Raw genomic sequence first — 22,910 nt, forward strand, 5'->3', positions numbered from 1 at the left:
AAAAATTGAGCATATTGACGAGAGGTCTTTAAATTTTAATAATTTTGAGTTTCAAAAATTAGAAGAATCTTCTTTAGAAGAAGAAGATTTGCGCGATTTAAGCGTTGAAGACATTATTGCAGATATTGATAAAGATTTAATAGATACTTCAGATGAAGATGTTGAACTAGATCTTAGAGAAGATTTCGAGAATGATGATGTGAAAAACAGCTTTAAATTAAATTCAAGCGAAGGAGTGGTTCACTCTCCTATGCTGTATTTTAGCCTTATTTCTCTTTTTCTTTTGATATTTTTTTCTTTGTTTTTAGTTTTTTCAAAATTTTTAAAACCTAGAGATTTTGTTTCATATTACTTTGAATATGGTAAAAAGAGAATTGAGAAATATGAAAAAGATCAATATGTTTAATAGAAGTTTTTTTGTATTACAAAATTTTCTTTTTCTTTTTTTATTTTTAAGTTTAGTTTCTTGCTTTGCAAAAAAAGAAATTCCAGATAATAATTTTATTAAGGCGCATTCAAAAGAGTTTGATTTAAATAATCTAAATTGGTTATGGAATTTTGATTATTCAAAAAAAGATTTTGATAAGCATTTTAATATAGATCCAAGTTCTTATATATATGTTGCTTATTTATTTAAAAAAATAGGATTTGAAGAGAAATTTGTAGAGTATATGAAAAAGGCCATAGCTAATGGGGATAGCATTGCATCTCAGTTTGCTGGAATTAAGCTTATTGAATATTTTAATTCAATAAAAGAGTATTTTGCATCTGAATTGATTGGGGAGAAGCTTTATAAAAAATACGAAAACAATAAATTTATTATATTGGGTTACTTTAAAAGTCTTTATTGGCAAAAGAAAAACGATAAGGCACTTAGTCTTTTAAATAAGCTTAATAAGATGAAATTTTCTGATTATCAGGAAAATGAAAATATTTTATTAAAAGCAGCTCTTTATCTTAATCTTTCTAATATAGGTGAGTCAAAAATTTATTTTAATGAACTTTTTGAGAATTTACCTGCAAATTATTTACATGTAAGAGCTTATGATTATTTTATTATTGAAAATAAGTCTAAGTATTTTGGTACAAATTTTTTAAATCTTGTTAGATTTAAGTATGAAGTGGCAAATGGTAATTTTAACGGTGCAATAAATATATTAAATAAAAATGGCTTAAATGATTATTATGATAATAATATTGTATTAAGTGATATTTATAAGGCTTTTATTAGTTCTGGCAAAGTTTCAAATGCTTTAACATTTTTTAGTAAAATAAGGAGCAAATATAAAAATTATTATTTAGGCATTCTAAATCTTAGAGAAAAAAATAATTTAGGACTTCTTCTTTTAAAAGAATATCTTGAAGGTTTAAATCTTAATAATGAGATTAACAGGCTTGATTTACTTAATTTAGCTTTTAGCAATTTAATTTTTACTAAGAGAGCAAGGGATTATTTTGCCGAAAGCGTAGCCAAGTTTTATATTGAGAGCGATAAAAAAAATTCTACTTTTATTAAGATTTTAGAAGAGTATATTTTAGAATCAATTCAGCTTGAAGATTATGGCAATCTTTATAAACTTTATTCTAATTCTCAAAAAGTTATTTCTAATTCTATTTTGTCTAAGCTTGCTTTTATTAATGCGCGGCTTATATATCATAAGTTAATTCAACCTAACGTAAGCGGAGAATACAAAAGTCTTTTGCATTCTGCTGTTAATTATGATAAATGGTCTTATTCTTCATTTATGAGCAAATACTTGCTAGATCAAAATATTGATGAATTTTTTACAGGTGGGTCTGATATTAAATATGAGCAATCTGATTATGAGATTTTTTTGGAAGGATTTTTAAAATTCAATCTTTGCAATTATGTTAGAGGGTTTATTTCTGATGATTTTAGGAATGGATATAAATTTTCACTCGATTTTTATCGAAAAGTATACGATGAACTTTTAAAGAGTGAAAATTACTACGATGCAACTCTTGTAATTAATTATCTTGTAAATCAAGATGAATCTGCTTTAATGGAAAATGATTATAAACGGCTTTATCCTTATTTGTATGGATCTTTGGTGGAATATTGGGCTAAAAGGCGGGGGCTTGAAACTAGCGTTGTATTTTCTTTAATAAAAGCGGAGAGTAGCTTTGAGAAAAATGCTGTCTCAAAACCAGGTGCTGTTGGTCTTATGCAGGTTATGCCATCAACAGCAAATGATATTTCTAAAGAACTTAAGTATTTTAATTATGATTTAAAGATTCCAAAAGATAATATAATAATTGGGACATATTATTTGAAAAAAAGAATATCTACAACTGGCAGTCTTTATAAGGCTCTTGCATCTTACAATGGGGGTATTGGTAATGTTAGAAAGTGGGAAAAAAGTTATGGTCATTTGTCAAAAGAGCTTTTTATTGAGGCAATTCCTTTTAGTCAGACTAGAAATTATATTAAAAAAATATTGGTTTATTCGGTGTTTTATGACGCTTTGTATGAAAAGAAGGGGATAGATTCGGTAATAGTTAAAATTATGGGTGAATTCCCCAAAAATTAGCATGGAGCATTTAATGACAAATATTTTAAATGCAATTATTTTGGGCATTGTTCAAGGCATTGCAGAGTTTTTACCAATATCTAGTTCAGGACATTTATTACTTTTTAGGCATTTTATGAATTTAAAGCTCTCAATAATATTTGATATTTATTTACATCTTGCAACAGTTTTAGTGATTATTATTTACTATCGTCAAAGGATTTTAGAGCTTTTTTTAACTTTTATTAGATTTGTTTTAAGGAAAACTGGTAAATCCGATTTAGAAAATTTAAGATTAATGCTGCTGATATTAATAATAACTATTGTTACCGGAGTTGTTGGGACTTTTATTTCAAAATACGAGAGAATATTTACATTACCGTTTGTTTTAATTAATTTTATTATAACAGGGATTTTAATCTTGATTTTAGAATTTAATTTTTTAAAAATTGATTTTAAAGGTAATATTTTGTTAGTAGGAATTTTTATGGGGCTGATGCAGGGTTTGGGCGTGCTTCCAGGAATCTCTCGTTCGGGAGTTACAATCTTTTCTGCTTTGGTTATTGGATTTAATAGAAAAAGTGCATTTGAAATTTCATTTTTATCTTTAATTCCAATAGTTTTTGGAGCGATTTTATTAAAACATAAAGAATTCTATGATATTTTTATGGTTTTAAATTTTTTTGAAATAAACTTAGGAGCATTGGTTGCTTTTGTTGTGGGCATTTTTTCAATAAATTTCTTTTTTAAAATGCTTAATAATAAAAAACTGTATTATTTTTCGATATATTTATTTGCACTTTCAAGTATAGTTTATTATTTTTTTAGAATATGAAAGATTTTTATCAGTATTTTCAATTTTTGTTTTTTTTTATGCTTTCAGTTATTTCTTTTTCTCTTTTTGTAGCATTGACTCCTTTGAGCAATGTATTTATATTTTTTGTTTTCAATTTACTAGGACAAATACTTCTTAATGTTTTTTCATTTTTGTCATTTTATTTAATAGCATATCCAATTGTTAATTGGTACGCCTATAAAAAACATATTTTTACTAAACGATTTGTATTTAATTGGAATTATACCGTAATATTGTTTTTTACTTTAATATTTTTAATAAAAATTAATTCTAATGTTGAAAAGTCTTATTTTATTAAGATATTTCTTATTAATTTTGGCATAGTATTAGGGAATTTTTTTATTTTTACTCTTTTAATTTTAGAATTTGTTGTTTGGATTTACTTGAATTATGTCTTTTTTAAAGATGTTAATTTTATTTTAGATACTTTTAAATTTTTAGAGTTTAAGATTAAAATTTTGTTTGAAAATATATTAAGTTATTTCCCCTTTTCAAATTCACTAGATGTAAAAAAAGATATTAAAGTTTATGGAGATTCTGTAGATGATCTTAAAGATTCTCAAGTTTTTGATGATAAAGAGAATATTATTAATGATGAGGAATATCAAGCTTTATGGTCATTTAGCGCTTTTTTAAGAAAAAATAAAAGACCTTCCAATATTAATTTAGATAAAACTGTTTTTGAGGGCTCAGATCTTGAGGAAGCAAACGCAAACTCTTTAAATAAGGAGACTTCGAATGATAATGCTTTAAATTCAGATGAAAATGTAGATGAAATTGATGAGTCTTGTGAATATAAATATTTAGACAATCTTGAGGATAATAAGTTAATTCTTGGTGGAAAGGTTAAGGCCTGTGAGATAAGGACTAAGGGTATAATTAGTCAAGTTGTTATTCCTCGTGTTTATAACGAAAATTTAGCTTTGAATAAAAAAAGTGATTCTTACGGTATTGATATTTCAGTTTTTGACCAGAAAGAGATTAAAAATGATGTAGAGGATATTGAATATGATAAAGAAATTCAAAAGCAATCAATGATTCTCCAGGAGACATTAAAAGAGTTTAATATTAATGCCAAATTAATTGATATTATTAAAGGCCCTGTTGTGACAATGTATGCTATTCGTCCAGATAAGGGAATTAAGCTTTCTAAAATTACTTCTATTTCTGATAATATTGCCTTAAGGCTTGCGGCTATTAGGGTTAGGATTATTGCTCCAATTCCTGGCAGAGAAGCTGTAGGAATTGAAATTCCTAATAAAAGGCGTGAGTTTATTTTGATTTCAGAGATAATAGACAGCAAGGAATTCAGAGGTGATTTTAGAATTCCTTTTGCTCTTGGAAAGGAGATTAGTGGTGAAAATATTGTTTTTGACCTTGTTAATTCTCCTCATTTATTAATAGCTGGTGCAACTGGTGCGGGTAAATCTGTTTGTGTGAACTCGTTAATTGCTTCAATTATTTTTTCAAAATCTCCAGATGAAGTGAAATTAATTATGATAGATCCCAAAATAGTTGAGCTTAAACTTTTTAATGATATTCCTCATTTATTAACTCCAGTTATTACGGATGTAAAGAGAGCTTTAGAGGCTCTTAGATGGTGTCTTGATGAAATGGAGAGAAGGTATGTGCTTCTTGATAATTTATTAGTAAGAGATATTTCTTCTTATAATAAAAAAATAAAAGATGAGAATTTGAATTTAATGATTTTGCCATATCTTGTAATAATTATTGATGAATTTGCAGATCTTATTCTTTCTGCAAGAAAAGATTTGGAAAATTTAATTTCTAGACTTGCTGCAATGGCTAGAGCTGTGGGGATTCATTTAGTTCTTGCAACCCAAAGACCCTCAGTCGACGTTATTACGGGGGTAATAAAAGCCAATTTTCCTTCAAGGATTTCTTTCATGGTAGCCAGTTCTATGGATTCCAGAATAATTCTTGGATCTTCTGGTGCTGAAAAGCTTTTAGGAAAGGGAGACATGCTTTATATTAGTTCTTTAAATCCTTTCCCTCAAAGAATTCAGGGTGGATTTTTAAAGGAAAGAGAAGTTTACAGGCTTGTTGAAGAGGTTAAAAAATTTGGTTCTCCAAATTATATTGATGATGAAATATTTATTGATAGTGTAAAAGAGGCAGATTTAGTTGCTCTTGGCCCTTCTGATGAACCAATGTTTGATGAAGCTCTTGAGATTGTTAAAGTCACAAGAAAAGCATCGGCATCTTATCTGCAAAGAAGGTTAAAGATAGGCTACAATAGAGCAGCTAGAATTATTGAAATTATGGAAGATATGGGATATGTAGGGCCTGTTAATGGATCAAAACCAAGAGAGGTATTAATTTAAAATAAAGAGACATCCATTTGAACATCTCTTGTGGTCTATCTATTGGTTTTTTGTTTTAATTTTCTTACTTTTTTTGCTTGTTTTCTTTTAAAAGCTTTTTCCTTTTTTACGCGTATTGTGGATGGTTTTTCATAGTATTCTCTTCTTTTCCATTCGCGAATAATTGCCTCTTTTTCAATCATTCTTTTAAAACGTTTCAATGCTTTTTCAAGATTTTCATTTTTATCCACAGTAACTGTTACCAAAAAATCACCTCCTTTTACTCTATTCTTTTAATATTATTTATTATTTTATTTTTGTCAATAAGCATACCATTTAAAAGGAAATCTGGGTTTATTGCTATGCCGTTAATTCTTGCTTCGAAGTGTAAATGAGGGCCTGTTGAGAGGCCTGTATTTCCAGTATGTCCAATATATTCCCCAGCGCTAACTATTTTATTTTCACTTATTCCCAATTTTGAGAGGTGAAGGTAAATTGTAAATATGCCCGGTAAATGTTGTATTATAAGGGTATTGCCCGTTAGCTCTCTATTTTGTGCAAATACAACTTTTCCTTTACCAGCAGCAAAAATTGGAGTGTTCTCCCTTTTAAATGGGGCATAATCAATTCCATTGTGCATTGTATAATTTGAAATTTTTTTGCCACCTTGCATGTAAAGCCTTAAATCTCCGTATTGGCTTGTTACAATATATTTATCTTTTATTGGTTTAACTAAAGTATCATAGTGGTATATTGTTGTGTCTCCAGTATTGCCAATAATATTCCACAAAACCAAAGCCTGTTCTTTTTGTTTCGTTGATTTTTTTTGGGTTATAAGCTTGGCTTTTTCTTTGTTAAAACTGATTTTTGTTTTTTTGAAGTTAAATTTTTTTATTTCTATTTCTTTGATGTAGCTTTTATTTTCAAATTCTATTTGAATTTTTCTTTTACCCTCTTTTATCATTGGTGTAATTCCCATAAATGCTATGTAGTAAATTTTACTTCCTACTGTAAATTTAAATGGAGAAGAGCTTATGATTGGATTTTTATTTGTGCTTAAAAGTGATAAATTTTTAAAATTTTCGTTACTTGCAAAGTATATATAATCTCCTTGAAATGCCTCTTTTTTATATTGGACTTTAGGAACAGTATTTGTTATTTCTGAATTTATATTTTCTATTCCTAGAATACACAATATAATTAAGGCTTTTTGTATTCTATACATTGATTTGAGTACTCTTTTTTATGTCTATGATTTTCAAAATTTTTTCTCTAGGATAATAAAAATCTTCATTAACTGTAAAAATGATGTCTAAGTATTGATCTTCTTTTATATCCAATTCTTCTATTTTTTTTGTTCCGTTAAAAAAAATAGCTTTATAGTAATCGTTTTGTGATTTAATGCGCATGTTTATATGTTTTGAGCTATGATTCTTGTCAATTATTTTAAGTTCTTGAAGGTAAACATTTTCCATCATTAAGATTGGCTCTCTAAATTCATAACCATAAGGTTCAAATATTTCTATTGTTTTGAAAAGAGAATCTTTTGTTAAATTCTTTGGAAGAATGGCATCTATTGGTATTGATTTGTTTTCATCAGCAGGTTCATATTCAACTTTTGTAGTTGCATATTCTAATTCTTTAATAAAGTCTTCGAGTAAATTTTCATGCAGCGTAAATCCAGCAGCAGCTTTATGTCCCCCCGAATTTATTACTAAATGGGAAGGTATTGTTGATATTAGTGTTTTTGAATTGATTTTATTGTTTGATCTAATTGATCCTTTAATAATATTATCTTGCTTTGTTAAAAAAATGGCAACTTTTTGGTAGTAAGCAGAAAGTCTAGTTGCAATTCTAGAACTTATTCCTTTTGGGGTATTTTTATCATAGCAAACTATGAATTTATCGTTTTTAAAAATAGTATTTTTATTATGCGAATTCCAAGCTTTTTCTTCTTTGCGTTTTCTCAGTTCGTTGATTTCTTTTATTTCTTTAAATTTATTTTCTATTTGATTAATGTCATTAGTTAGTAAAAAATTTATTGCAATATCTGCTTTTTCAAGCCTTCCTGTTGAGTTTAGTATTGGCGCAATTTTATATGCAATATCCATTGAATTTATATTTGGTTTTGTTAATATGTTTGCATCTTTTAATAGATAGTTGATAGACATTCTTTCTCTTAGTGCGATTTCTTTAAGTCCTACTTTTAGGATTATTCTGTTTTCATTAATAATGGGCATATTGTCCGCTATTGTTCCTATTGCAACAAAGCTAAGTCTTTTTAGGCATTTTTGGAGAAAATTTTTGTTAGTTTCAAAAATTACGTTGTAAAATATATAGTAAAGCTTGTCTTTAATCTCAACTTCTTTATATCTGAAATATTTAGTTGCTTGGATTAATTCTGTCAATGTTTTTTTTCTAAAATTTGGATATTTTTTTATAAAATTTTCACTAATATCAATTGTGTTTATGTTTAAACCTCTTGCGAAGTGTTTATTCAATAATTGATCCTGATCTTCTTTATTAAAGATTACTATATATTTGTTTTGTACAAATTTTTCTAGTTTGTTTGAGTTAATTAAGGGTTCATTTTTAGTATTTAATCTTAGATATTGTTTTAGAATGTAGTTGTTTATTTCTATTGCATGAAGAATAATTTCATTTTTTGTTTTTTCTAAAAATAAAAATACAAGGTTTTTAGAATAAAGATCTGTAAAGGACATGCTAAGAGCAAGGCAAGTTTTAAAACTTACACAGCATCCTGCTATTTCTTTGAATGGGTATTTGTCATCTTTTAGGTGAGGATTTATAACTATGCTTTCAGTTTTAAAGTCTTCGCTTGGAAGATGGTGATCTGTTATTATTATTTCTATTCCTTTAGAATTTGCATAATTTATTTCTTCAATGCTGGAAATACCATTATCAACAGTTATTATTAAAGAGATTTTTTTTTCTAAAGCTATGTTGATCAATTCGTTTGAAAGTCCATAAAATTCTCCATTTGAAGGTATTTTATAGCTTACATTAAGTCCAAAGTCTTTAAGAGTTTCATACATTATTATTGTTGCTGTGATTCCATCAGCATCTTTATCGCCAAAGATTAATATGTTTTCATTATTTTTGATTGCTTTATTAATTCTGTTTATAAATTTATCTATATTTTTTAATAAAAATGGGTTGTGTAATAAATTTACGCTGTCTTCAAGAAAAAACATAAAATCTTCTTCTTTGATTTCTCGCTTTATAAGTAAAGTTGCTTCAAAGGTATTAATATTATATTGCTTGGCAATGCGAGTTAATTCTTTGTCTTGTATATTAGTTTCTTTTTGTTTCCAAATTTTCATTTACTTCTCTAGAATTTATTTTTAATGGATTTTTTAAGGATTCTTCTTTACTAACTTTACCATAGATTAATTAATTTTAAGTAGTAGTCATTATGTTTATTATTAAATGGCATAGTTTTAGTGGATTGTAATTTTTACTGTAATCCAAACTTATGGTCATAATTTTAACTTTGAAAACTCTCATTTCATCATTTTATAATAAAAAAAAATATTATTAAATGAATTTCCATAAAATATTTGTTTTGTTATAATTAGCTTAGGAGATTTCAAATTTTATGGATAAATCTAAGAAAACTAGGTCAGGAGATAAAAAAAAAGAAAAAGTCGTAGCTGGAATTTTGCCTCATTCTAATAAACCCGCAAGAGTTCCTTTAATAGCGGTTCCTTCTCACCCAGTTTTTCCAGGGATGTTTATTCCGATTGTTCTAATCTCTGATTCTGATATGAAAGCAATCGATTATGCTATGAAAGGCAATGGAATCATTGCCTTATTTGTTTTAAATGATAAATTTTTAGGGAAAAACAATAATAATGCTCAACAGAAATTAATTATTGATTATAGCAAAGATATTTACTCTGTTGGAGTTACTGGAAAGATAATAAAGAAAATTAATCTTCCAGATGGTGGTTACAATATATTTGTTTCAACTTTTGATAGGATTAAATTTGTTAAAGTTGTTCTTAATGACAAGTTTCCCATAATTGAGATTGACTATTTAAAGCAAATTCCAGTTAGAAAAGATGATATTCAATCAAAGGCAGTTTACAGTAGTATTTTGCTTAGAACTAAAGAAATATTTGCACATAGAAAAATGCCGGAAGTTCAATTAAATATGGTTAATATTGAGGATAAGGGAAAACTGTGTGATATTGTGGCCAGCACTATTTCATCTTCAAAAAATGATCATCAAATAGTTCTTGAAACTTTAAATGTAAAAGATAGGCTTAAAAAAGTTTTAGAACTGATTTATGAAGAGCTTAATTTAATTGAAATTCAAAATAAAATTGCTAAAGGCATTCAAGAGAGATTAGAGAAACAACAAAAAGAGTTTTTTTTAAAAGAACAGCTTAAGGCTATTAAAGCTGAACTTGGTATAGGAGATAAAAAAAACAGCGATTTAGAAAAGCTTAAAACCAAGCTAAAGGCTTTAGAGTTAAAGGGAGAGTCTTTGGAGGTAGTTGAAAAAGAGCTAGAAAAATTTTCACTTCTTGAGACAAGTTCGGCTGAATACATTGTTGTTAGAAATTATCTTGAACTTATTACTGAGCTTCCTTGGCGAGAGTTGAAAAAAAATTTTGATAAATTAGATTTGCAAAAATCTAAAAAAATTTTAGATAAAACGCATTATGGAATGAACGAAGTTAAGGATAGAATTATTGAATATATTTCTGTTCTTAAATTAAGAAAGACTCAAAAGGGGGGTATTATTCTTTTGGTGGGACCTCCTGGCGTGGGAAAAACTTCTATTGGGGCAGCTATTGCAAAGGTTTTGCGTACCAAGTTTTTTAGATTTTCTGTTGGTGGAATGCGCGATGAGTCAGAGATTAAGGGGCACAGGAGAACTTATGTTGGTGCTTTGCCTGGAAAAATTATTCAGGGCTTAAGAATTACTAAGACAAATTCTCCTGTTTTTTTAATTGATGAGGTGGATAAAATTTCTGCTTCAAGTTATGGGGATCCTTTTTCAGTTCTCCTTGAAGTTTTGGATCCTGAACAGAATGTTAGGTTTAGAGATCATTATCTTGATCTTCCTTTTGATATTTCGAATGTATTTTTTATTTTAACTGCTAATTCTGTTGAAACAATACCAAGACCTTTGTTAAATAGAATGGAGGTTATTGAAATTTCTGGATATGTTGATAACGAAAAAATAGAGATTGCAAGAAAGTATTTAATTCCCAAAGTTTTAAGTGAAAATGGAGTTGATAAAGATTCTTTAAAATTTCAAAGTTCATCTCTTGTTCAAATTGCTCAAGAGTATGCAAGAGATAATGGGGTGAGAAATTTTGAAAAATATTTAAACAAAATTGTAAGAAAGGTTGCTAGAAAGCTTATTGAGAATACTGAGGTTAAATCTTATCAAATTTCCAATGACAATTTAGAAGAATATGTTGGTGTACCTGTTTTTAGAAAGGAAAGCATGTCTAATGCTATGTATTCAGGGATGGTAATGGGCCTTGCTTGGACAAATTATGGAGGTTCAACTTTAATGATTGAGACCGTAAAGACAGAGTCCAAGGTGGGTGGAATTAAATTGACAGGTAGACTTGGGGATGTTATGAAAGAATCTGCTAATATTGCCTATACTTATGTTAATAGTATTAAAGGAGATTTAAATATTAGTAAATCCTTTTTTGAAAAAAATATTATTCATTTACATATTCCAGAAGGAGCAACGCCAAAAGATGGGCCTTCTGCAGGAATTACAATAGCTAGTGCTTTTATTTCTCTTGCCCTTGATAAGGTTGTTAGACCCCATTTGGCTATGACAGGAGAACTTTCTCTTACTGGGAATGTAATGATGATAGGGGGTCTTAGAGAAAAAATAATTGCAGCAAAGCGTAGTGGTGTGGAGCATATTATTGTGCCTAAGGCAAATAGAGTTGATCTAGAAGAGATTCCTATTAACATTAAAAGCGGCATTAATTTTTATCTTGTAGATAATATGCGCGAGGTTATTAAATTATTGTTTTAATTTTTTAAAATTGTTGTTTGAGGCTAGTTTTACGCTAGGTTTAAATAAATGTATTAATAATGGAAGAAGAGTTAGCGACGCAAGAGATGTTGTTAGCATTGTAAAAGCAATTATTGCTCCAAGAGTTGATATTATTTTATAAGACGAAAATGTTAGAGTTAAAAATCCTATTCCAACAGAAATGGAATTTGCAAATATTCCATTAAATACGCTGGGTATTGATTCAAGAAGTGCGGTTTTGTAGATTTGATTTTTTTGGTATTGTAAAACAAACGCATTGAAAAAATGAATTGAATAATCTACTCCTACTCCCATGCTTACAGATGCAATTGTTGCTGTTGCAGGGTTTAAGGTTATTCCAAATAATCTCATTACGGCAAAGTTTAAAAACACTGACCATGCTACTGGGATCGCAATAATTATTCCGGTTTTTATAGATTTAAAGAAAAACATAAGTAGTAGTGTTATTGATCCAAGAGTTGTTATAATGTTCATAACCTGTTCTTTTACCATTGTTTTAGCTATTAACACCTTATCATAAACACCTGAGAAATGATATTTATTATTTTTCATATATTCATTAATTGTTTTAATAGCATATTTTTCAAATTTTTTTATTCCTTCGGTTGAGTTATCTTCAATTCTTACTATGATAGATATTAATGACCAATCATTATTAATGTACATTTTTTTATTATTTTTAGTCCAATCGCTTCTATCTACTAAATTTATTAGTTTGTTTAGTATAATTTTGTTTTCAGGCAGTTTATATTCTAGTGGGGATTCTTTTTTGATTTTAAAATTTGTAAATTTTAAAATTCCATTAATAGAGCTAGATTGAGTTTTTGCAGAAAATGAATCAAGCTTATCTGTAATTAAGTCTAAGATTTGCATTGCTTTAGCATTTTTAAATTCACCAGGTTTACCTTCAAGCTCTATTTTGAAAATCGATATTCCTCCCATTTCTTTTTGCATTAGGTTTAATGTTTTTTTTACACTTGTGCTTTCTTTAAAGTAATCTTTTTCATCAAAATTGATTTCGATCTTTAAAAGACCTACAAAAGAAATTACTAGTATAATGAGGACTATTATAGGGGATGTATATTTTCTTTTTAATATAGATTTTGTTATTTGTGTATTTAGTTTGGCAAGCCTTTCAAGGAAAAATATTTTATTTAGTTTATTTTCTTTTTCTTTTTCAAAAGATCTTTTTTTTGCAAATGGGATTAATGTTATTATTCCAGGTAAAACGGTTAATGAGATTATCATTGAGATAATTACTCCAATTGACATGAAGATACCCATTGTTTTGTAAGCATTAATTGAAGAAGTTGTAAGAGATAAAAATCCAAATGCGGTTGTAAGAGATGTTAGCAGGATGGGTGTTTTGAGTTTTTTAATTATTGCTTTTATGGATTCTTTTGAGAGTTGTTCTTTTTTTATTAATTTAAATATTTCATTTATTACATGTACAGCATTGGCGCATCCGATTGAAATAAGTAAAACAATCATCGAAGTTTCTGGCACTGTAATAGGGGATTGTACAAGCCCTTTAATTCCAAAAGTCCAAATCAATGATAATAATGCAATAAAAATGGGAATTAATGCGCCAATTAGATTTTTTATAATAAGATAGAGTGAAATTATTACTACAAAAGTAGCAAGAGGTCCTAAGATCTTGAAGTCTTCAACCATGTAGTTTAAGATTTTTTCTCTTACTATTAAATCTCCCGTAAGATACAACTTTAAATCATTAGTTTCATATTTTTTAATTGTTTTTTCCATATCATCAAGTTCAGTTTTTAAATTTCTACTGAAATTGATTTGGTCACTCTCTGATGGGATTATTATGAAGTATATTAAATTTTCTGAGTCGCCTAAGAATGTGTTTTTTACAAATGGAGTTGACTTTATTTTATTTTTTATTTCTTCTATATCTTTATCCGTGTAGATTTCTTTTTTAAATTGTGGGAAATAAGAAAATATGCTTGTAACGGCATTTGGAGATACTTTTAAAATTTTGGTTATTTCATCAATTACGCTGTTTATTGTTTCAAAATTTTTTTTATTGAAAATATTTTTTTTATCTTGAAATATTACTATTGTAGATAAAAGAGAATTACTCTTGTCAATGTCTATTAAGCTTTCAGTTTCTTTGGTCTTGGGGATAAGTTTTAAGATGTTTGCATCGAATTTAAGATTTTTTAAAAAAAATCCTAAAAGGATAGTAATTAAGATAAATATTGTGAATATAATTCCTTTATATTTAATACTTAGACCTTCAAAGTCCATATCATTCCTCTTTTTTACTTTATCACTATGTTGACAAGCTTGTTTTTAATTACAATTATTTTTACTATTTTTTTATTGAATAAGTTTGATTTTATTTTGATATTTTCCATTGCTATTTCTTTTAGTTCTTCTTCGTTTGTCTCTTTGTTTAGTAAAATTTTGTCTTTTATTTTTCCATTTATTTGTAAAACAACTTCTTTTTTATCTTTAATAATAAGGCTTTCATCGAATTTTGGCCATTTTGAATTTTTGAATAAACTCGGAAGTTCTCCAATATATTCCCACAACTCTTCTGCTAAATGGGGTGCATAGGGAGATATAATAATGATAAACGGTTTAAATATGTTTAAATAATTTTTTTCATACTTTAGAAGTTCATTTATAAATATCATCATGGCGGATATTGCTGTGTTAAAATTTAGTTTTTCTGTGTTTTTTGTGACTTTTTTTATTACTTTATGTAGTTCAGATATTATTTCCTTTGGAGGATTGTCTTTTGATAGTTCTTTTTCTCTTAAGTTCCAAATTTTGTTTAAAAATCGAAAAACACCAATAATGCCTTTAGTGTTCCAAGGTTTAGAATCTGTTAGTGGTCCCATAAACATTTCATAAATTCTCATTGAGTCTGCTCCAAATTCTTTAATTATGTCGTCTGGGTTTATTACATTTTTTAAAGATTTTGACATTTTGGCAATTACTTGGGTTACTTCTTTGTTGTCTTTTTTGTCAAAAAATTTATTGTCTTTTTCTATAACTTGGTCGTTAGGTATTAAAACCCCATTTTCTTTTTGATAAGAAAATGACGTTATTATGCCTTGATTTATTAGCTTTTTAAAAGGTTCTTTGGTATTTACGTATCCTAGATCATAAAGAACTTTGTGCCAAAACCTTGAGTAAAGTAGGTGCAATACTGTATGTTCAGCTCCACCTATGTAGAGGTCAACCGGCATCCAATATTCAATTTTTTTTTTGTTTGCAAACTCTTTTGGATTTTTAGGGTCTAGGTATCTTAAATAATACCAACAAGAACCTGCCCATTGAGGCATTGTATTTGTTTCTCTTGTAAGACCCATTTCTTTTACGTTTACCCACTCTTTCATTCTTGACAAAGGAGATTCTCCTGTTCTAGAAGGTTTATAGTTTGCAATTTCTGGAAGCTTTAAGGGAAGATCATTCTCCTCTAAAGGTATTGTGTTTCCAAGCTTATCAAACAAAATGGGTATAGGCTCTCCCCAGTATCTTTGTCTTGAAAAAATCCAATCTCTAAGCTTGTAGGTAACTTTTTCTTTCCCTTTTTTGTTTTTAGTAAGCCAATCTATTACTTTGTCTTTTACTTCAGAATTTTTAAGATTATTAAATTCATTAGGAGAATTTATTGAAATTCCGTCATTAATAAATGCTTTTTCTAATATTTCATTTTTCCCTGATTTTGATATCACAGGTAAAATTTTTAATTTATACTTTTTAGCAAATTGAAAGTCTCTTTCATCATGTGCTGGAACGCCCATTACAGCCCCAGTTCCGTAAGCTCCTAGCACGTAGCTTCCAACCCAAATTGGAATTTTTTCATTTGTTATTGGGTGAAATGCATAAGAGCCTGTAAAAATTCCCGATTTGTCTTTTTCAAGAGAGGTTCTCTTAAGATCACTTTTGAGTTCTTCATGTTTTACATATTTTAGGACATTTTTTTTAAAGTCGTTTTTTGTTATTTTTTCTATTAGTTTATTTTCTGGTGCGATCACTAAATATGTGATGCCAAAGATTGTGTCTGGCCTTGTTGTAAAAACTTTGATTTTATCACTGTGGCCCTCAATTTCAAAGTCAATTTCAACTCCTGTTGATTTGCCAATCCAATTTCGCTGCATTTCTTTTACAGATTCAGGCCATTCCAATTCTTCAAGATCGTCTAGCAATCTTTCAGCATACTTTGTAATTTTTAAAACCCATTGTCTTAAATATTTTTTTTCGACGTTGTAAAATCCTCTCTCAGACTTTGGTCCGTCTGAAGTTTGAATAATCTCTTCATTTGCTAGTACTGTTCCAAGCTCGGGGCAGTACCATACAGGCATTTCTTTTACATAAGCCAGGTCTTTTTTATATAATTGCAAGAAAATCCACTGTGTCCATTTATAGTAATTTTCCTCGTGTGTTCTAATTTCTCTATCCCAATCATATGCAAACCCCAAGGCTTTTATTTGTTGTTTAAACTTATTAATATTTTCTTCTGTACTTTTTTGAGGGTGAGTTCCTGTTTGTATTGCGTAATTTTCAGCAGGAAGTCCAAAGCTATCAAATCCTATTGGGTGAAGTACATGAAATCCATTTAAAAGCTTGTATCTTCCAAATATATCAGTGGCTGTGTATCCTTCTGGATGTCCAACATGAAGCCCGTTGGCAGAAGGATAGGGGAACATGTCAAGTATATACAATCTTTTTTCTTTGGGAATACTTGGATCTTCTTCTACTTTGTATGTTTTATTCTTATCCCAAAATTCTTGCCATTTTTTTTCAATTTTTATGAATTCGTATTTAGACATTTGTCCTCTTGAAAATTAATCTATAACAACTTATTCCTTAGTATCCTTTTAGATCCCATTTTTGTTAATTTTTTTAATAAGCTGATAATAATTTTGATGCTGTGAACTGGACTTGAACCAGCACGGGCTTATGCCCACTAGCCCCTCAAGCTAGCGTGTCTACCACTTCCACCACCACAGCGTTATTAACCATTATATTTTTTATTTTAAATTTTTGTCAACTTTTTTCTTTTTTTTAATTGCGCAGATTATTATTGTTGTTGCTATTACAGTAATAAATATTGCAAATATAATTGTTTTTATTTTTGAAAATATTATTTCAAATGATTGTCCTAGTTTAAAGCTTAGAGTAAAATAAACGATTATTGAGAGCAAAGTTGCAAAAAAGTCAGAAACAACAAATAGATTGGATTTCATATTTCCCATTCCTGCTGATATAAATATTGCGTTTCTAACTCCAAAGGGTATAAATCTTCCTATAAATAAAGTTAATACTCCGTATTGACCATAATAGTAATTTATTTTGTCAAGCAGGTTATTGTCTTTTTTGTTTTTAAACAATTTATTTCCCATTAATTTCCCAATGTAAAAAGATATTATGTCCCCAATATAGGCTCCCCAAAAAATTCCTAAAAATATTAATATAGTATATTCATTTTTTCGACTAGATAAAATTCCACCCATTAGTACTATTGCATCCTCAGAAATAGGAACATTAAGCCCTGCTAAAATTAGCAAAGAAAAAAATACTATTGGGGAATAAGCTATGTTTGAATCAATATATTCTATTATTGTGTTTATATTCATTTTTGTCATCTATTTCTTGTTTTATAAGTTAAATATATGCTTGCTAAAGTTAAATATGCAAAGTAAAGGATAAGAACTGTTTTTGCCATTTTTAACGCTGTTGTGGATAGCTCTGAAAATATTGATACAATAAATATTAGGCAACTTATTATTGTTATTGGTATGGTAATTTTTCTTAATTCTTTGGTTTTTGATGGATAAATAAATTTTATTGGTATAAAGCTTGTTATAATACATATTGACATTGTAATAAGATTTGTTATTTGTTCCATTTTAAAGATTATGTTTAGTATTACAAAGAGATTCCATAGGGAAGGAAACCCTCTAAAGTAGTTATCATTTGTTTTTGCATCTGTTCTTGAGAATTGGTATGCTGATGAGAGCAAAATTCCGGTGCAAATGACGACTTTATATTTTTCTTCAATAAATTCTCCTAAATAAAAAAATATAACAGGTATGAATGTATAGTTTATGTAGTCTGTAATATTATCAAGTAAAGTGCCATCAATTTTAGGTATCAATTCTTTAACCTTAAATTTTCTTGCCATAGTTCCGTCAATTCCATCTATTATAAGCCCCATTACTGTTAGCTTTAAAAGAAGGGAATAATCACTATTTACAATTGAAATTATTGAGTAAAGTCCTACAATCAAGCCAGAAGCTGTAAAAATATGTACAAACCAAGCTAAAATCAAATTGATATTTTTCACAGTAAATCTCCTTTTATTGGAATATTTTCTTTATCTCTTCAAGTCTACATTTGAAAATGTTAATAGTGTTTTCTATTGTTGCTTTTTTTGTTAAATCTACTCCGGTAATATTTAAGGAATCTAGTGGATATTTAGAGCCACCTGTTTTTAAAAATTTTATATAATTTTCTACTGCATCTTTTTTATTTTCTTTAATGTCTTTGTATATTGAAAGAGCAGCTGCAATGCCTGTAGCATATTGATACACATAAAAGGGTGAATAAAAGTGAGGGATTCTAAGGCATTCAAGGGGACTTAATTCATCAAATTTTAGGCTAGGTCCAAAGTATTTTTTTAGCAAATTCATATAAGTTTCTGTTAGTGTTTCTTTTACTACAGGTTCTTCTTTGCTAATCATTTCATGAATAATGTACTCAAATTCAGCAAACATTGTTTGTCTAAAGAATGTTGAAATCATGTCGTCAATTTGTGAGAGTTTGATATATTTTATTTTTTCAGTATCGGATTCGTTTTTAAGCAAATATTCTGCTAATATTTGTTCGTTAATTATTGATGCTATTTCTGCTTCAAAAATGGAATAGTTATAGTGCGGAAATGGGTTGTTTTTTATGCTAAAGTAAGAGTGCATCGAATGACCTGCTTCGTGTGCAAGCGTAAACATATCTCTTATTGATTCGTCTTTGTAATTAAGAAGTATATAAGGTTTTCCATTGTATGATCCAGCGCTAAAAGCTCCCGATCTTTTTCCAGTATTCTCGTATTTATCAACCCATCTTTCTTTTAAAAGACCTTTTCTTAAGATTTCTGTATATTCATTTCCTAGTACCTCTAAAGATTTTAATATTTTTTCACAAGCTTCTTCAAACGAATTTTTAAATGTTATTCCTTTTGTTAATGGTACGTAAACATCGTAGTGATATATATATTCTTGGTTTAAAACTTTTTTCCTAAACTCATAATAGTCATTAAGCACAGATAAATTTTCATTGACAGTTTCGATTAAATTTGTATAAACTTTTTTATCAATATTGTTTGAAAAGAGTTGCATTGAAAAAGTATTTTGAAACTTTCTTGTCTTTGCAATAAAGTGGCTTTTCTTAAAATCTGAAATAATAAGATTAGCAAGCGTATTTTCATTATTTTTGTATTTTTGATAAAATTTTAAAAAAGCTTCTTTTCGTATTGTTTGATTTTCATTTTGTAGAAATAGTGTGTAGGTAGAATTGGTTAAAGGTTGTTCATTGATTTCTCCAAATTCCATATCAGCATTTGTTAATGCTGAGAATATGTTTTGATAAGATGAGTAAAGAGGGGTATAGTTAGCAAGTATTTTTTCTTCTTGTTCGCTTAAAATATGGTTTTTTTCTCTTAGTATTTTTTCAATTGCAATTTTTTTATCCTTAAGCTCTGGATTATTTATCCAAGCTTGAATTTTTTTTTCGTCTGTTTTTAGTATTTTAGGCATGAAGTATGAGGTAGTATTAGATACTTTTGTGGCTAAATTGACACATATAGAGTATATTTTATTTGAATCTTTATTGGTTACATCTGTTTCTAATTGAAGCATTGCATAGTAAGAGACTTTCTCTAAATCTTCCATGATTTCGTAGTATTTGTTTAAAGTTTCTCTAAACAAATCAAAATTTAATTCCAGTTTTTCATATTTTTTAAATTCTTCAGTTTTAATTTCAATAGCATTGATTGCTTTTGTATATTCTTTTTCATTTGCAAATAGAAAAGATAAATCCCATTTATCATTCTCATTGATTTCGTTTCTATTTATCACTAAATTCTCCCCTACCTTTTTTTATTGTTTTGAAAGAAATAATAACTCGAAATTTTATAAACATTGTGCTTTTTATTTTACAATAAAGTCTAAACTTTATATATAAAAAGCCTTTAAGATTAACTGTTGAATAAAGATTCTAATAAAAATTTCTTAAATTTTAAAAATGCTATTCCTCGATGGGATATTTTATTTTTTTCTTCAAGTGTTAGATCACTAAGTTTTTTATTATTTTTAGTTAAAAATATTGAATCATAACCAAATCCATAGCTGTTCTTTTCATTTAAGCTTAGTGCGATTTTTCCCTTAATAATTCCTTCAAAATTTAATATTTGTCCATTTTTTGATATATAGCTTATGTTGCATATAAAATATGCTTTTCTGTTTATTTCATTTTTCATTAAGTCTAAAATTAGTTGATTTTTTTCATTAGGGGTTAATTTTTTGCATAGCTTATAAGTGTCATATCTTTTAGAGTAAATTCCAGGTTCCAAGTTTAGTGCCTCAATGCACAGTCCAGAATCTTCTCCAAAAACATTTTGATTTTTATTTAAAATTTCAAACAGTGCTTTTGCTTTAAGCAAAGAGTTTTCTTTAAATGTTTTTCCTGTTTCTTTTATGTTAAAATTTTGAGGGATTATTAAGTTTAAATTAGGCATATCTAATATATTTTTTACTTCATTTATTTTATTTTCATTTGTTGTTGCAAAAAATAGTGTTTTCATCTATATAATAATAAAGTATTTATGAGTTTAATTGTATAATTATATTGGCTTTAAGTATTATTCTCTTTAATTTTGTGTATTTGTTAAGTGTTTTTGTGTACCAGGTTTTTATCGAAAAATTTGGATTTTTGTCTAAGGTATTAAAATATATTTTTAATGTTTTTGTTTGAGCATGGTAATTTTTGGTAAGGTTTGTTATGAAGAAAAGAATTAAATTAAAGATTATTTTGGGTTTTAAAGGAATTTTAAAGGTTTTTTTAGCCATTTATAATTCTTTGTTTATAGCCCTTAAAGTCATTCATTCTTTTTTTAAGCAAAATATTAGTTTTATTGTTATTCCCCATGTTAAAGGGAATGTAAAAAATATTAAAATTTCTTTTTTGACTTTATTTTTCTTTTCTACTTTTTTTTTAGGTGGTTTTATAGGGTTTGTTTTGCTTGCTGTTAATTATGTTACTCTCTCATCAATTGTTAAATCTACAGAGAAAAATTACTCTTTAGCAGAATCTGAGATTGAAGATTTTAGAAATACGGTTGTAGAAATTAATTCTGTTGCAAAAAATTTTTCTAAAGTTTTAGATGAGCTTAAAACTTCTTTAAAAATCAATTCTAATGGTGTTGATTTAAATAAGAATAAACTAGATGGAGATCTTTCTGATTTTATTGATTTGCAAATTTTAGAAGCTAATTCAATAAAAGAGCTTAGTGATCTTAAAAATATTAAAAGCAAAATAGAAAGTTCAATTCCTCCTCTTAAAAGTATAGTTAAGGTCTTGCACGCTCAGGACAAGCTTTTAAATGATATTCCTTCTCTTTGGCCTCTTGCTGGTGGATCTGGAATTATTACTTTGCATTTTGGTCCTGCTATTGAGCCTTTTACTAGGCAGTGGTATATTCACAAAGGTATAGATCTTGGGGGAGTTAGAATTGGAACTCCTATTGTTGCAACTGCTGATGGGGAGGTTGTTAGGGCAAGTTATCAGTCAGCAGGCTATGGCAATTTTGTTCAAATTAAGCATAAGTATGGACTTGCTACTCTTTATGCACATATGTCGCGCCTTAATACTTCTAAAGGGTCTTATGTTAGAAAGGGACAGATAATTGGATTTATGGGGCAGACAGGTTATGCAACAGGCCCACATGTTCATTATGAGGTTCGTGTAGGTTCTCAAGTTATTAATCCCGATATGTATTTAAATTTAGCAACAGGAGCTTCAAAATAGATGTTAAATTTTTTGACTGTGAAGAAAGAAAGAAAAACCCCGTCTTTGTTTATTTTTGATGAAATAAAAACAATAGTGGGTGTTGGTGATTTTTTTAAAGGAGACTTAGTTTCAAATAATTTTATTCGGCTTGATGGTGATTTTATGGGCACTATTAGTTCTACTAAAAGAGTAATTATTGGAGAGAGTGGTAGAGTTAAATCTAGTATTGATGCTAATGAGCTTGTTATTTCTGGAATGGTTGTGGGCAATATTTATGCTAAAAGCAAGATTAAAATATTTGCATCAGGGTGTGTTATTGGAAATATTTCTTGTAAGTCGATTGAAGTTGAAGAGGGTGCTATTATTGATGGATATATGGATATTGGTGCTGAGTATATTAGAGCTCCCGAAAGAAATACATTTTTTTATACTGGTTCTTACAAGGTCAATGAAGATCTTTTAATTGAAATCAATAAGGAGCACCAAGAAGAAAAAAAATCTTTTCAACTTTTAGAAGGTGAAGATGATAAATATTTTTCAAGTATTGTGAATAAAATAGATGAAAGTAAATAATTTGATTGCTGGGGCATTAAATCTTAACTCAAAAGATTATAAAAAAAGTGGTAATAAGAAGGTGTCTTTTGATAAGAACAATTTTTTTTCTTCGGTGTTTCAGACTGAAAGTGTTAAAGAGGATAAGCATTTTATTTTGTTTGAAAATGGAGAATTTAATCTTGATTTAATCAAAAGTATGTTAGATGGAATTAATGAGACTGGCGAGAGACTTTTGAGTGAGCCTTCCAGGCAAAATGTGATTTTTTACAAAAAAGTTATTTCAGAATTCATATCCATTATTATATCATCTTCTGTTTGTTTGAAAGAACAAAAAGGGGGAAGTTTGGGAGATCCTAAGCGTCCTAAGTATAGAATTATTAAGATTATTAACGATAAGTTGGACAGACTTGCCTATTCTGTTTTACAAAATCAAATAACTCAGATTAAACTTTTAGATAGCATTGAAGAGATTCAAGGTTTGCTTGTGAATTTGCTAATGTGAATTGGGTTTAAGGCTTTTAATGTTTTAAGTTTTAAATTAA

The 22,910-nt window shown here is 28.1% G+C and carries 16 protein-coding genes, 1 tRNA gene and 1 pseudogene; 8 read left to right on the forward strand and 10 right to left on the reverse strand.

Annotated features, from left to right (window positions below; translation table 11 throughout):
* The 4 genes and pseudogenes from HNP67_RS02960 to HNP67_RS02975 all read left to right on the forward strand — a co-directional run.
* Positions 1-406: pseudogene (locus tag HNP67_RS02960) on the forward strand (hypothetical protein); the annotation flags it as partial.
* Positions 399-2,552 carry a flagellar assembly lytic transglycosylase gene (locus HNP67_RS02965; RefSeq protein ID WP_184125264.1) on the forward strand — a complete coding sequence of 718 codons (2,154 nt, stop codon included), beginning with the start codon at positions 399-401 and terminating at the stop codon, positions 2,550-2,552. The pseudogene HNP67_RS02960 and the gene HNP67_RS02965, both read left to right, overlap by 8 nt.
* A gap of 13 nt (positions 2,553-2,565) precedes the next feature.
* Complete coding sequence (locus tag HNP67_RS02970) at positions 2,566-3,366, forward strand: undecaprenyl-diphosphate phosphatase (protein ID WP_184124800.1); 801 nt, start codon at positions 2,566-2,568, stop codon at positions 3,364-3,366.
* Complete coding sequence (locus HNP67_RS02975) at positions 3,363-5,732, forward strand: DNA translocase FtsK (protein WP_184124802.1); 2,370 nt, start codon at positions 3,363-3,365, stop codon at positions 5,730-5,732. Before HNP67_RS02970 ends, HNP67_RS02975 begins: the two co-directional genes overlap by 4 nt.
* Before the next feature lie 35 nt (positions 5,733-5,767).
* Here the strand turns inward: HNP67_RS02975 and rpsU are convergent, their stop codons facing one another.
* The 3 genes from rpsU to recJ are packed head-to-tail and all read right to left on the reverse strand — an operon-like array spanning position 5,768 to position 9,055.
* Positions 5,768-5,977, reverse strand: coding sequence for a 30S ribosomal protein S21 (gene rpsU / locus HNP67_RS02980; protein WP_002656880.1), 210 nt, complete (start codon positions 5,975-5,977; stop codon positions 5,768-5,770).
* Between the two features lie 14 nt (positions 5,978-5,991).
* Positions 5,992-6,936, reverse strand: a complete 945-nt coding sequence (locus tag HNP67_RS02985) for a M23 family metallopeptidase (RefSeq protein ID WP_184124804.1) — start codon at positions 6,934-6,936, stop codon at positions 5,992-5,994.
* Positions 6,929-9,055 (reverse strand): single-stranded-DNA-specific exonuclease RecJ, encoded by a 2,127-nt coding sequence (gene recJ / locus HNP67_RS02990; RefSeq protein ID WP_184124806.1) that lies wholly within the window; start codon positions 9,053-9,055, stop codon positions 6,929-6,931. Before recJ ends, HNP67_RS02985 begins: the two co-directional genes overlap by 8 nt.
* A 275-nt stretch (positions 9,056-9,330) precedes the next feature.
* Here recJ and lon point away from each other — a divergent pair, with 275 nt between their 5' ends.
* Positions 9,331-11,751: an endopeptidase La gene (lon, locus tag HNP67_RS02995; RefSeq protein WP_184124808.1), complete on the forward strand. Its 2,421-nt coding sequence runs from the start codon at positions 9,331-9,333 to the stop codon at positions 11,749-11,751.
* Here the strand turns inward: lon and HNP67_RS03000 are convergent.
* From HNP67_RS03000 to rdgB, 7 genes are all read right to left on the reverse strand, one after another.
* Entirely contained in the window at positions 11,740-14,043 is a 2,304-nt protein-coding gene (locus HNP67_RS03000) for an efflux RND transporter permease subunit (protein WP_184124810.1), read from the reverse strand. The two genes, lon and HNP67_RS03000, sit on opposite strands and share 12 nt — an antisense overlap.
* 14 nt (positions 14,044-14,057) lie before the next feature.
* The gene (gene leuS, locus HNP67_RS03005) at positions 14,058-16,580 is read right to left on the reverse strand and encodes a leucine--tRNA ligase (RefSeq protein WP_184124812.1); all 2,523 of its coding nucleotides are present in this window, start codon (positions 16,578-16,580) and stop codon (positions 14,058-14,060) included.
* 97 nt (positions 16,581-16,677) lie between these two features.
* Positions 16,678-16,761, reverse strand: a tRNA-Leu gene (locus tag HNP67_RS03010).
* Between the two features lie 20 nt (positions 16,762-16,781).
* Positions 16,782-17,396, reverse strand: coding sequence for a DedA family protein (locus HNP67_RS03015; protein WP_184124814.1), 615 nt, complete (start codon positions 17,394-17,396; stop codon positions 16,782-16,784).
* Complete coding sequence (gene pcsA, locus HNP67_RS03020) at positions 17,393-18,097, reverse strand: phosphatidylcholine synthase (protein WP_184124816.1); 705 nt, start codon at positions 18,095-18,097, stop codon at positions 17,393-17,395. Before pcsA ends, HNP67_RS03015 begins: the two co-directional genes overlap by 4 nt.
* A 13-nt stretch (positions 18,098-18,110) precedes the next feature.
* Positions 18,111-19,883, reverse strand: coding sequence for an oligoendopeptidase F (pepF, locus tag HNP67_RS03025; protein WP_184124818.1), 1,773 nt, complete (start codon positions 19,881-19,883; stop codon positions 18,111-18,113).
* Positions 19,884-20,002: 119 nt separating this feature from the next.
* On the reverse strand, positions 20,003-20,608 hold the full coding sequence (gene rdgB / locus HNP67_RS03030) for an RdgB/HAM1 family non-canonical purine NTP pyrophosphatase (RefSeq protein ID WP_184124820.1): 606 nt from the start codon (positions 20,606-20,608) through the stop codon (positions 20,003-20,005).
* Positions 20,609-20,805: 197 nt separating this feature from the next.
* Between rdgB and HNP67_RS03035 the strand changes: the two genes are divergently transcribed.
* The 3 genes from HNP67_RS03035 to HNP67_RS03045 are packed head-to-tail and all read left to right on the forward strand — an operon-like array spanning position 20,806 to position 22,870.
* Positions 20,806-21,831, forward strand: coding sequence for a M23 family metallopeptidase (locus tag HNP67_RS03035; RefSeq protein WP_184124822.1), 1,026 nt, complete (start codon positions 20,806-20,808; stop codon positions 21,829-21,831).
* The gene (locus tag HNP67_RS03040; protein ID WP_184124824.1) at positions 21,832-22,386 is read left to right on the forward strand and encodes a bactofilin family protein; all 555 of its coding nucleotides are present in this window, start codon (positions 21,832-21,834) and stop codon (positions 22,384-22,386) included.
* Positions 22,373-22,870: a DUF327 family protein gene (locus HNP67_RS03045; RefSeq protein ID WP_184124826.1), complete on the forward strand. Its 498-nt coding sequence runs from the start codon at positions 22,373-22,375 to the stop codon at positions 22,868-22,870. Before HNP67_RS03040 ends, HNP67_RS03045 begins: the two co-directional genes overlap by 14 nt.
* The last annotated feature ends 40 nt before the right edge of the window (positions 22,871-22,910 follow it).

Source organism: Borreliella californiensis (genome assembly GCF_014205885.1).
In the GTDB taxonomy this organism is placed as follows: domain Bacteria; phylum Spirochaetota; class Spirochaetia; order Borreliales; family Borreliaceae; genus Borreliella; species Borreliella californiensis.